Origin of the sequence: Niastella koreensis GR20-10 (assembly GCF_000246855.1) — a bacterium.
Classification (GTDB): domain Bacteria; phylum Bacteroidota; class Bacteroidia; order Chitinophagales; family Chitinophagaceae; genus Niastella; species Niastella koreensis.
Map to the genome: position 1 here is coordinate 593,867 of NC_016609.1, position 12,359 is coordinate 606,225.

Below are 12,359 nucleotides of genomic sequence, written 5' to 3' on the forward strand. Positions count from 1 at the left end.
AAGAGGGACGAAAACAGTGAGGAATATTAACTCGTCGCAAGTCCTTTCACGTTTGCCGTTTCACGTTTGCCGAAAAAATAAAGGAGAGTCTCTTGTTAGAGGCTCTCCCTTTCTGAGAATGGTTACCGTAGTTATAGCCAGCTATTGTTTTATGATCTGGTACGATTGTCTGTTGGCAGTTATTATGAAATAGGTGCCTGCAGGTAAACCAGTAAGTTGTAAGGACTCATTCATTTTAGTAATGGTGAACTGACGCAGCACATGTCCCTGCAGATTAACCAGGCGGGCGGTTGTGCCTACCAATGCCGTATTGCTTAATTGCAGGGTTACTGCAACGCGCGCGGGGTTGGGATATACCCGCAATTCGCTGCCAGCTATATCGCAGGCGCCTGATACCGAAAGCTGTTTTGAATAGCCGAACCGGCCATCATTATCAACCTGCATAAGCCTGAAATAATTTACGCCGTGCGCCAGGTTGTTATAGGTGAACGAGTAGGATTGGTTGCCTGCTGAGTTGCCATTACTTTTTACGGTGCCTGCTGTACGCCAGTTGCTGCCATCTGTTGACCATTGCACATCAAAATGGTTGTTATTGGTTTCACCGGCAGTTTCCCATTGAATGCGGGCTGTACTGCAATCGACGCTGTTGGCATTGATGCTGGTGAAGTTTACCGGCAATGGCGATATAATATAGGTTTGCACATCCCCATTGCTTCCTACAGACCAGCCAACACCTCCGGCAACAAAATGAACACTTCTTATTTCGCTGCTGGTAGCGCTGTTCTCTGCACTCCAGGTGGCGCCTCCATCGTTTGTATATAAGATAGTACCGCCCTGTCCAACCGCCCAGCCGGTGGCAGCGGAGGTAAAATAAACTTCATTTAACCTGTCGCCGGTGCCGCTGTTTAATTGTGACCAGGTGGCGCCGCCGTTGGTTGTTTTAATTATAGTGCCATTGTCACCAACCGCATAACCAATACTCGCATCAACAAAATAAACACCCAGTAAATCATCATTAACAGTACTGTTTTGTGCCGACCAGTTTATGCCGCCGTCTGTTGATTTACGGATAGTTCCATTTTCACCAACCACCCAGCCGGTGCTGGCAGACACAAATTGAATATCATAATAATCCCGGTTGGTGATGCCGGTGTTTCGGGAAGTCCAGGTAGTACCACCATCTGTTGTGGTTAGTACCTGGCCGTTATTCCCAGCCACCCAGCCGGTTGTTGAGCTGATAAAGAAAACACTTCTTAAAGTGCTTGAACCGGGATTGGTTTGATTGGTCCAGGTAGTACCGCCGTTGGTTGATTTACGAATGGTGCCATTGGAGCCAACTACCCAGCCGGTATTGGCATCGGCAAAAAATATACTGCGCAGGTCTTCAGGGGTGCCACTGGTTACGGTGGTCCAGGTATTGCCACCATTGGTTGTTTTGCGAATGGTGCCATTGTCACCCGCGAGCCAGCCATTGGTTTGATTTATAAAGAAAATATCCCGTAAGGTTTGCGTGCTGTTGCTGTTTTGTTCGGTCCAGGTATGACCACCGGCTGCGGTGGTTTTAATGATGGTGCCGTTGTCGCCAACTGCCCAACCCAGGCCCTGGTTAACAAAGTATACGCCATACAGTCTTGAACCGGTATTACTGGTTTGAATTCCCCAGGTAGCGCCGCCATCGGCAGTGGCAATGATAGTACCATTCTGGCCTACTGCAATGCCCACGTTCGCATTCACAAATGTGATGCTGTAAAAATCATCGTTGGTAGGGGTGGTTTGCATACTCCAGGTAGTACCGCCATCTGTTGTTTTAAGAACCACGCCATTGTCGCCGGAGATCCAGCCGGTATTGGCGTTCATAAAGTAAATGCTCAATAATCGTTGGGTGGTGCCGCTGGTTTGAGTGCTCCAGGTGTTTCCGCCATCTGTTGTTTTGCGGATCCTGCCATTATCGCCAACGATCCAACCGGTAGTGGCGGTCACGAATTTTACATCAAACAGGTCATTGGAGATGCCACTGTTTAAACTTGCCCAGGTGCCGCCGCCATCGGTGGTTTTCTGAAGATTGCCATTGTTGGCAGCAACCCAGCCGGTGTTGGCATTAAAAAAGAAAATGCTATTGATATTTTGAGTGGTGTTACTGGTTTGGGCACTCCAGGTGGTACCGCCATCGCTTGTTTTGCGAACAGCGCCGCCATTACCTGCTATCCATCCTACGGTTGGAGAATTAAAATAAGCACTGTTCCATTGTGTAGTGGTGGTTGATTGATTGGTCCAGGTGCTGCCAGCGTTTACCGTTTTACGCACCGTGCCATTAGCGCCTACAGCCCAGCCAGTAGTGGCATTTACGAAATACACACCACGTAGCGAATTGGTAGTTCCACTGGTTTGTGCGGTCCATTGGGCCGATGCCCCAATAGTTATAAAGAAGAAAACGATTAAGCCTGTTAAGGCTCGGGGGATTTTGCAAAGAATGGCTTTCATAAAGGTTGGGGTACGGGAATTACGGTTTCATAAATAGGATACAGTAAATGGGTCTAAGGTTTTCGGCAACATCTTTAAGGCAATACCCCTGCCAGTTTTGTAACCAATTGAAATACATGTATGTAGAATGATTATTTTGGATGTGTTATTTTCCCTTTTTAGGTCTGTTTTTCCATAATTTGGAAGGAAGGGCAGAAGGCAGGAGGCAGAAGGCAGTAGGCAGGAGGCAGAAGGCAGAAGGCAGAAGGCAGAAGGCAGAAGGCAGAGAAAATGCCGCGGCGCAAGATCGTTTATTGGCTTGAAAAATCGCGAACCCATTGCCGATTCACGACTTCCGGTTCCTTTACAAAAAAACAGATCCGGACAGAAACTGCCGGATCTATTTCCAACACAAAAAACTACAGAGGATAAGAAAGTTCTTTGTGTCGCTGATGCCCAAAAAAATGAATCCGGTCAGCAACGCTACGACCGGAATGAAAACTATACTTGAAATACCAAATTACATCGGGTAAATGCGACATCTCACCCGACCGAACAGATACTAATATACGAAGAAGTTATACATAGCTTCTTCAGGCCCGCTTTAGGTGGAATATTTTGATTAAAGTCAATTGTTGTTTGAAATCAAAAAATACCCGTAAACCATGACGGTGGTCATGGTTTTTTATGTAATAAAAACATACCTTACTATAGCATTATTACCTCCTCCCACATATCCTGCGAATGCCACTGGCCCCTTATAACTCCAAATTAATTCTATATGAGATTGCAAACGAAAAATGGATATCCAGAGGTAGTGTTGACTTCGAAATGTGAAACTTCTTTTTTCTATACTACAGCAGACTGGCTCAGGCATGAGATAGGAATATCCTTTTGCAATAAGGAAAAGCAGAATGAAATGATTTACTGGGAATTTTGTTTTGGCGAAGGCATAGCTGTGTTGAAATATGACCCATCACTGGGCATCTCGCTTTGTCCCGCCGAATTTGGAAAAGCAACAATAGAACAAAAGGCCGCATTCAAAATGTTGATGGACACTATAAGAATAATTGGCTAATGTGCTAATTGGCTAATGTGCTAATTGGCTAATGGAGTACAGGATTTAAAAATAGATAGGAGACCTACTGGCACAACTAACGGTTTCTTCTTATATATTTTAACATAAAGCATTCAGGAAAGTCATTTTTTTAAAAATCAGAGGTTACGAATATTTGAAATAAATGTTATATTTGATAAGCAGTTTGACGGCGAGACCAACTAACGCTAACGGATCGATTGATAATTCCCTCTGAAGCGACCCGAGCTCTGATTCACTTGAAACCACTCGTTAATCAATGTCCTGATACAGGAAGCAACCTATGCATAAACGTTCTGCATTTCTCTCTGAAAACAATTAAGTCCGTTCATTGTACATATAGCCCAGTTTGTTACCGGTTAATACCGCCATGACCATTATAAAACTTACTAACAATGAAAAGATTGCTTGTTGTTAATACAGCCAACGAAAGCCATAAAATAATGGAAGCTATGCCCATTTTTGAAAGTGGCACCGCCACTTTTGCCCGCAAATATCAAACCGACCGATTAACTACATTATTTAACCTGAACACAAACGTAAACAAGTATAAAAAGAAAGAGGTGATCTATGCCGAAGGCAATCACCCCGTGCAGTTATTCTATATTAAAAAGGGTATTGTAAAAACATACAAGTGTAATTCTGAAGGGAAGGAGCTTATTACCGGTATCTATGGAGAAGGGGAGTACCTGGGATATGTGGCGTTGCTGGAAGAAACGGTGTATAAAGATATTGCCGTGGCCGTTGAATATGCCGAACTGGCGGTTATTTCAAAAGATGAGTTTGAGGGTATGATGGAATCCGACTGGCAGGTGGCGCGCAAATTTATAAATCTGTTGGCTAAGGATATTACGGACAAAGAGCAGTTGCTACTGGGGCTGGCCTATAACTCTCTTCGTAAAAAAGTAGCAGAGGCGTTGATCTTATTAAGCCGTAAGTATAAAGATGCCATCAAGATCAGCCGCGATAACCTGGCTGCTATTGCCGGCACGGCTACCGAATCGTTGATAAGGACGCTGGGCGAGTTCAGACAGGAGAAGCTGATTGAAATAAGCGAAGGTTACATTACCATTATCAACGAAAGTAAACTCAAAACAATGTTGAATTAAAACGCATGTTGATTATAACGGGACCATAGATGAATGCGGGGAACCGCGAGAGCAATAGGAGGGTGTATCAGGGATGATACACTCTCTTTTTTTATCCGCGCGCCGCCGACAAAGCCTTTGGCGACACACGGCTGTAGCTTAAGCTTAAGCGCAGGCAGGTTATTTATAAACCCAGGTCTTTCGACTTTATAGTGACTATTTCATACTTGACGCTGGTGCCCCGCTTGCTGTCGGGCATTTTGAGGGTTTCGGCCGATTTGGGTCTTATCCCATAGAAGTCTTTCGTTTTTGTATCGTAAATACCACCATTGGCTTTTATGTAAGATACTTTTACCCGTACCCGGTTAAGCATATAATCGGTTGGGTTAATTACGGTGATCTTCAGGCCCGAAATGCCACCCAGGCTTTTGTATTCGTAGTCGTTGCTTTCCACCTTTACCAGCCCCATAATATTATCGTGCACCACTTTTATTACCTTGGCATCGCTGGCAGGCGCGGCGTTGGGTTTGCCCGCTTTCAGGGCGCTGAGGGTATCATTGGATTCGCCACCCCTTACAACGGCGGCTAATATACCCAATACTAAAACAAATGGAACAAGTATGATCCAGCGAAGGGAGCGTTTGCGGGTAGTAGTATCTTCTGTTTTGTCAAGGATACCAGGTTTTTTCATAAAGTCGGATTTTTCGGAATATGTGATGCGTGCCAGGGGCAAAAATAACCATTTTTCCCGGAAGGAGAAATAGCAGGCCTTATTGTTTGGTGATCTTTTGATTAAGCACTTTATTATCAATATTTACCAGTACAATATAGTTACCCTCAGCTATATGGCCCAGATTGGGGATGGGTATCGTATTGCTTCCTGCCTTTACCGGAAGGTCCTGTTGTAGCAGCGTGCGGCCGCTATAATCGATCAGTTTAAATGGAGCCGAACCGGTTTTGTTGGCCTTTATCTTAACAATAATGGAGCTTTGGAAGATGGACGGAAATACTTTTAATAACGGATCGGTGGTTGAGAAAGTAGTAGAAGAAGGTACCAACGGCGTATAGCTGAGAACGGAATTGGGGTAATGAAATTGCTGAAAATATAAACTGCGTATTGCTGATAGTAATAGTTTAAAATCGAAATTCCTTCACCTGGTATCGATACAGGTAATGGGGATGGCAACTGGCAAAAAAATATTGGAGAAATTAAAGAGTAACTATCAGTTAGCAGGAACAGGGCGCTTCATGACCTTCAGGCAGGTTGATGGCGGTGATCTCAATCCATTTCTTTTATTGATAGAGCTAAATAATTTTTCCGCGTATAGCCAGTTTGCAAATTTGGAAGAAGAGCTTGCAGAAATAGAAGGGAATTTGAAAATAAAAGCGATCAAACGGGTAACATCAGAAACATGGGTATACCGCGCCGATATGAGTTTGTTTCCCGATTAAGAGTAACTGACAGAAGAAGAAAGAACTAATAAGTTGTAATTACTACGCATAGGGGTTTTGTTTACTTCCGCAGAATATAGGCGCAGTTTCAACGAGTCGCGTGGCATAATTTTTTAATATTATTGTTCAAACAACGCTAATTCTTATGAGAAGCTTTACCCTGCGTGCGGTAACCATCGCGGTAATTATCCTTGTTTTTCCCTTCCTGAATGCTTCAGCGCAATCCCCCGGTCAAATTGTACGACGATCCTCTGCAAGTGCTGTATTAGACCCTAACAACGACGGCTATGTTTCGTTGCCCCTAAACACTGGATTTACTACCAGCGATATTACGCAAAGTGAGATCCCATTCAAATCAATACCACCTTCTTTTATTGAGCCGATAGGCGACCTGGCAACTGGCGCATCGGGCAGTTTTACCGATCTGGTGACTTCTACAACCGATAAAACCGGTTTTATGTCGTATAGCGATGGCACCAACCTTTATTTTCGGTTGCGCGTGGGTAGTATCAGTAATGGAGCAAAGGCATACAGTGTATTAATAGATGCAGATAATAAAGCCGGTAACAGCGGTTCACAAGCCGATCCCAACTATGTGGCGCCAACTTCACAGGGATCTGGCAATATTGGTTTTGAATGGGAAGTGTTGCTGGCGACAGGCACTTCTACTACGGTTACAGTGAATGAAACCGATGGAAAGAATGGACCCAACATTGTGCAGGTGTCTCAAACAACCAACAGCAGCAACTGGCAAATAGCCACTGCATTAAGTACCAATTCAAACAACCCCGATTATTTCTTCGATTTTTATGTTCCTTTGTCTGCCTTCACAGGTACTTATGCCCTTACCAGCAGCTCTGTTTTTAGGATGGTAGCCACTACGGTGAGCTCACCCACATCAGCCCTTAAGGGAAACCGTTCGGACATTTTTGGAGTAAACGATGTGCTTTATCCAAGTACGCCCGATGGCTGGCTGGCTGCCATAAACGGCACTCCGCCCATAACCCTTTCCCAGTTAAACTCCGGGCGGTAGCTGGTGTTTGTACCAATCCGCCGGTAATTACCAGCAGCTCAGTTGTAATTGGTTCAGGGCAGTCAATTTCAGGTATCTGGACAAGAAAGGATGCCACCATGGATGCGAATGCCAACATCACCATCTACCGTTATTCATCTGCGGGAACCTTATTAAATACTTATTCATCTACCACTGCCTACCCCAGTGGGATTGCTACCGGTGGTTCCTGGACGCTCACCGGCATTACGGCGGCAACAGGTGATTATTTTGTAGCAAAAGCAAAAGGAACAAACGCCTCTTTGAACGAATCGGAATGTATGCAATCCAACATCATTTATACAACCTGTTCATCCGTTATAAATCCAACAGCTCTTTCATCATCCAGTTCAAAAGGTATTTGTGGAAGTTTGACCACAGGCGCTACGGGTGTGCTCATTTATAAAATGGATGCAACCGGGAATACGCTGATGAACCCGTCAAATGCCAACACCACTTATACGGCCACCACTTTCTCCTGGTTCACCTGTAGTGGTGGCAGCACCGGAAGCGTAGCCAACGGTTCTTACATGGTTATTTTAACAGGCGGCGGTTGCCAGTCAACACCGGTATTTGATTGTATCAATAGCGGTAGCGGCTCGCTTACAGGGCTGGCCACAAGCAGTGCTATTACATTCCCCGCAACCATCTATCCTTTCAATACGACCATTTCAGGCGCTGTGCCAACCTACACCGGAGCGCAGGTAGCCACCTTGTTTATCAATAATGTGCTGAAGACAACCGTAACCATTCCGGCAAACACTACCTCTTATACTTTTTCGGGGCTGCAGTTAAATGCCAATGATAATATTAAAATATATTTATCGGGGAATGGTTGTACCGTGTATAACAGTACAACGGTAGGTTGTTATAATCAGCCGCCGGTAATTACAACAGATGCCAATGGCGCTCTGCTTGCCGGAGCCACCACTATCACGGGCACTTCAGCAGCCAGTGCCAGCATAACCCTGAATAAAACAAATGTTACCACCAACAGTTGGACCACAACCGCCAATGCCAGTGGTGTGTGGTCAGTAACGGTGCCGGCACTGGTGGCAGGCGATACTTATACGGCCACCGTAACGGCAGCCGGAGGTTGCAGTACGGCCAGTACTGCTTCGTCAACTGCTACAGTAGCGGCTGTAACAAATACCTGTCCAACCATCAGCCTTACACCTGTTTCAAACACCCCTTATACAGATACCAGTACCTATGTTTATGGAACGATAAATGTCACCACTGCCGGGAGCGTTGTGCGGTTATATGTAGACGGTGCACTGGCAGGTTCGCAAACATTCAGTACAACAGGCGCGCAAACCTGGACCATTCTTTCATCCCTGCCATTTTATAATGGCGCGGTGCTGAAACCTACTTTTCAATCGGGGGCCACTGGTAGTGAAAAAACCGATTGTGGTGTTACCAGTACCGTGATATGTACCTCGCCCGCAACCCCCTCAATTTCACCTGCCTCATCCACCATTTTTACCGGCCAGAAGGTTACTTATACAGTTACCTCACCGGTAAGCAGCACCTGGTATGCCGTGAACGATAATACAGGAAAAAGCTATGCTACTTCCGTTTTAACGCCAAATACAACAACCTTTTCATTACCTACCAATAATTTCAGTGCGCCCGGCACTTATAATTTATTGATCTCAGCCGATAAATTAACCGGTTGTGCGGCCAGTACTGCCAGCGCAACAGTAGTGGTAAATGCCGTGGTAACGCCCGTACGGTTTATCAGCGTGAGTGCTGCCAAAGCAGGTGGCGGTATAGCGGTAAACTGGACGGTAGCCCAGGAATCGGAGGTAGACAGGTATGATATAGAAAAAAGTTTTGACGGCATAAATTTCGGGGTAGTTGGAAGTGTGAAGTATAAAGAGGTGAACACCTTAGTAAATAAATATAGTTTTACAGATGTTGCAGGCGCCACTACAGAAAAAGTGTATTACCGCGTTCGCCAGGTAGATCATAACTTGTTTTACACGCTTAGCTCCATCGTAATGGTAAAGATAGCACCGGATAAAATTTTACAGATCTGGCCTAACCCGGCCAGCGACCAGGTAACAGTGAACATTACCGTAAACAATTCGCAGGCAACGTACATCGATATGTTGGACCTTACCGGCAGCAAACTGATGACAAAACAGGTGAACCTGGTTACGGGCGCCAATTCTCTTTTAATAAAGGGGCTTCGGCATTTTTCGCCAGGCGTATATTTATTTAAAATAGTTGCAGACGGGGAAACTACCATGCAGAAAATAGTGATCAAGTGATGAAGTAGTTCTGTTTGTTACTTTACAATGACCATTGTTTCAATAGCGATGGTCTTTTTTTTTACAAATTGCCGCAGACGGAATAAAATAGTTGATTGAGGAGCGAGATTGGCACTGTTGCAATTGCATCATTGTTAAATTAACGCGCCGCTCTAAAGAGCACGGATTTAAAGGGAAACCTTTATTCGAAGCAACAACTAAAGAGATACTGAGCGCTATAAGGAATTCAGAAAATCAGTTCGTTGCGGTAGAAGACACCCTTTTCAAAGGCGAGCTAACGGGCACCATTATGAATACTGAGAATTCAATAGATGTTGGAAGTTTTCTTCAGTTTATGCATTTTGATGACGATTTAGATGTAAGCCGCTCACTTCATTATTATATAGAAGGCGGTAAATTATACATCTGTTGTTCCCCAACGACTGCGCGAAAAAGGGTGGTGGCCTGGTGGCAAAAGCTGACCCCGGAACAAAAGGCTTTATATAACAAAAATCACTGATAAGGATGTTTGGTTTGGTGCCCTGGATTTCAAATAATTTTCCAGAATTAATGTGCTAATACTCAGATGTTTATTTTACCAATTGTTAACGGCTTGATAGCAATTTAGTATTTTTATTTTCTTCCTTTAATAATAACTTTAATTGATTCTAAAAGAACCGCTATGAATTTAAAGGATATAACCAACAAATTGCTTAAAGCCAATTTTACCCGTCTTTTCGGATTTAACAATGATAAAAGATATATTCACCCCGCAGAAATAGCGCAGGTATTGACAGGAATGCGGTTTGAAGCAGCGTACCAGGCTTTTTTGTCTTTTCCTGTTAAAGCGCAGGTGGGAATATTCCCTTACCTCGATGGTTTTACGCAAAAAAAGATCATCAGGCAGGTTGGGAATGACAAGGCAGCTTACATTCTAAACGGATTGAGTTCAGACGACAGGCTAACTTTTTATTCAACATTAAAAGGGGTAGAGCTGTCCAATTTTATTGAATATCTGAATGATGAAAACAAAGATACCACGCATGATCTGCTGGGGTACCCGGATAATAGCGTGGCAAGATTGATCAATACAGATTTTGCCACCATCGAAAAAGAAATGACCATTGCAGAAGCAGCCGAGCATTTGCGCAAGAACCATAAAGATACAGAAGCCGCCAATGACATATATGTTGTAGATGATGAAGGCAAGTTGATAGATGATATTCCGGTTCGACGACTTATCTTAAATGATCCTAAAAAGAAGATCGAAGAAATACTGGACGGTTTTTGCGCCACTTTATATATTACCGACAGTAAAGAGAAAGCAGTAGCCATGTTTAAAGAATATGACCGGGTGGTACTGCCGGTTGTAAATGAAGATAAATTTTTATTGGGCGTGCTTACAGTAGATGATGTGCTCGATGAAGTGGAAGAAAGAAATACCAAAGAAATGCAAAAATTTGGTGGTTTGGAAAGCCTGGACTACCCATATGTTAAAACCCCATTTTTTTCGCTCATTAAAAAAAGAGCCGGATGGCTTATTGTACTGTTTTTAAGTGAAATGCTTACGGCTACCGCTATGAGCTATTTTGATATAGAAATTTCTAAAGCAGTTGTACTGGCCCTGTTTGTGCCGTTGATTATTTCCAGTGGGGGTAACAGCGGTTCGCAGGCCGCCACTATCATAATCAGGGCAATGGCTGTGAAAGAATTGAGCATAAAGAACTGGTGGTATGTAATGCGCCGGGAATTGATGTCGGGTTTAATATTAGGTTTGATCCTTGGCAGTATTGGCTTTTTACGTATTTCCCTGTGGCAAAATTTTCACTGGTATAATTATGGCCCGTATTGGGTGCTTGTTGCGATAACAGTATTTTTTTCGCTTATCGGGATTGTGATGTGGGGCACCTTAAGCGGCTCCATGATCCCCATTGTTTTAAAGCGATTTAACCTTGACCCCGCCACCTCCTCGGCGCCTTTTGTTGCTACATTGGTAGACGTAACAGGATTGGTGATTTATTTCACCATTGCAGCAATAATGTTAAAGGGAACTCTATTGTAACATGCAAAAAGAGACAAAGCAAAAACTGGAAGACAAGGACCCGCCTATAATTACGGCAGCAAAGGGCCTGACCGGTTTCAGATTGGCGATACCGTTACTCAATACAAAAGTGGGTCTTCCCAGGGCAACGACTGCCTGAGCCATTATTGTTACTGATAACACCCGAAAATATCAAAGGCAATAAAAGGCCCGCTTTCGCGGGCGCTTAAAATCATTTACGTTGTAGTGATTGAATTAATACACTACTTTCGTACACTTTTCTATTGATCTTAATCCTTAATGGGCTTGTGTACCGGCACTTACGCCATGATGTTTAGTTCCTATGTGTGCACCGGCACTGCAGGAGCTAATGGAAACACCAATCAATACAAGGATAGCACCAATTATTGAAAGCTTTTTCATATAGTATGTTTTAGGATACAATTAAAAAACTGTGCCGCCGTTGGTTTTTGGCACAGGTTGGTGCTTTTTTATTGAGAATGAATAAGATCGATAATTATGGGTAAACACCGGATTTGTAGTGCATCCGGTGGGAAGCCTACACCTTCATAACGATTCCCGTTCGCATATTTGAAAGCGGCTGATGATGTATATACCGAAAGAAAGCCGGGAATAGAAAACTGTCCGTCATTATACACAATATTGTCGGTAACTGGTCAAATACCTGGCTAAAATTTACCGGAGGGATATTGTTATCACTTAGCGGTGAACTTTCCTTCTTGCAGGAAGTAAGGTGCAGCATTAATAAATCCCTTGTCAGGATTAACGGGTAACCACCTGACTGTAGCCGGACAAGCCAAAGCCCTGTAAAAACAGGATTTAGATATCCGTTTTTAAGGATTATAATTGTCAGGAAAGGACAAATCAGTATTATTCTTTTATCTTGCAAGCTCTT

Annotated in this window: 11 protein-coding genes; 7 read left to right on the forward strand and 4 right to left on the reverse strand. The window is 43.9% G+C overall.

Features of this window, described 5'->3' with window-relative positions:
* Positions 1 to 141: 141 nt before the first annotated feature.
* A complete protein-coding gene (locus NIAKO_RS02390; protein ID WP_014216798.1) occupies positions 142 to 2,481 on the reverse strand; it encodes a YCF48-related protein in 2,340 nt (779 codons plus the stop codon).
* 760 nt (positions 2,482 to 3,241) lie between these two features.
* Between NIAKO_RS02390 and NIAKO_RS02400 the strand changes: the two genes are divergently transcribed.
* Positions 3,242 to 3,538: a hypothetical protein gene (locus NIAKO_RS02400; RefSeq protein ID WP_014216799.1), complete on the forward strand. Its 297-nt coding sequence runs from the start codon at positions 3,242 to 3,244 to the stop codon at positions 3,536 to 3,538.
* Between the two features lie 413 nt (positions 3,539 to 3,951).
* Positions 3,952 to 4,665 (forward strand): Crp/Fnr family transcriptional regulator, encoded by a 714-nt coding sequence (locus tag NIAKO_RS02405; protein WP_014216800.1) that lies wholly within the window; start codon positions 3,952 to 3,954, stop codon positions 4,663 to 4,665.
* 163 nt (positions 4,666 to 4,828) lie between these two features.
* Here NIAKO_RS02405 and NIAKO_RS02410 read toward each other — a convergent pair whose 3' ends face one another.
* Complete coding sequence (locus NIAKO_RS02410) at positions 4,829 to 5,335, reverse strand: hypothetical protein (RefSeq protein WP_014216801.1); 507 nt, start codon at positions 5,333 to 5,335, stop codon at positions 4,829 to 4,831.
* Positions 5,336 to 5,414: 79 nt separating this feature from the next.
* On the reverse strand, positions 5,415 to 5,702 hold the full coding sequence (locus NIAKO_RS02415; RefSeq protein WP_041346237.1) for a T9SS type A sorting domain-containing protein: 288 nt from the start codon (positions 5,700 to 5,702) through the stop codon (positions 5,415 to 5,417).
* Positions 5,703 to 5,823: 121 nt separating this feature from the next.
* On the opposite strand from NIAKO_RS02415, the gene NIAKO_RS02420 reads away from it, so the two are divergent.
* The 5 genes from NIAKO_RS02420 to mgtE all read left to right on the forward strand — a co-directional run bounded on the left by NIAKO_RS02420 (position 5,824) and on the right by mgtE (position 11,464).
* Positions 5,824 to 6,096, forward strand: coding sequence for a hypothetical protein (locus NIAKO_RS02420; protein ID WP_014216802.1), 273 nt, complete (start codon positions 5,824 to 5,826; stop codon positions 6,094 to 6,096).
* A 145-nt stretch (positions 6,097 to 6,241) separates the two neighbouring features.
* On the forward strand, positions 6,242 to 7,129 hold the full coding sequence (locus NIAKO_RS02425; protein ID WP_014216803.1) for a hypothetical protein: 888 nt from the start codon (positions 6,242 to 6,244) through the stop codon (positions 7,127 to 7,129).
* Between the two features lie 98 nt (positions 7,130 to 7,227).
* Positions 7,228 to 9,423 carry a T9SS type A sorting domain-containing protein gene (locus NIAKO_RS02430; RefSeq protein WP_014216804.1) on the forward strand — a complete coding sequence of 732 codons (2,196 nt, stop codon included), beginning with the start codon at positions 7,228 to 7,230 and terminating at the stop codon, positions 9,421 to 9,423.
* Positions 9,424 to 9,514: 91 nt separating this feature from the next.
* Complete coding sequence (locus tag NIAKO_RS02435; protein ID WP_014216805.1) at positions 9,515 to 9,922, forward strand: hypothetical protein; 408 nt, start codon at positions 9,515 to 9,517, stop codon at positions 9,920 to 9,922.
* A 162-nt stretch (positions 9,923 to 10,084) separates the two neighbouring features.
* On the forward strand, positions 10,085 to 11,464 hold the full coding sequence (gene mgtE / locus NIAKO_RS02440) for a magnesium transporter (protein WP_014216806.1): 1,380 nt from the start codon (positions 10,085 to 10,087) through the stop codon (positions 11,462 to 11,464).
* A gap of 276 nt (positions 11,465 to 11,740) precedes the next feature.
* Here mgtE and NIAKO_RS39520 read toward each other — a convergent pair whose 3' ends face one another.
* Entirely contained in the window at positions 11,741 to 11,866 is a 126-nt protein-coding gene (locus NIAKO_RS39520; protein WP_262493730.1) for a hypothetical protein, read from the reverse strand.
* Positions 11,867 to 12,359 lie beyond the last annotated feature (493 nt).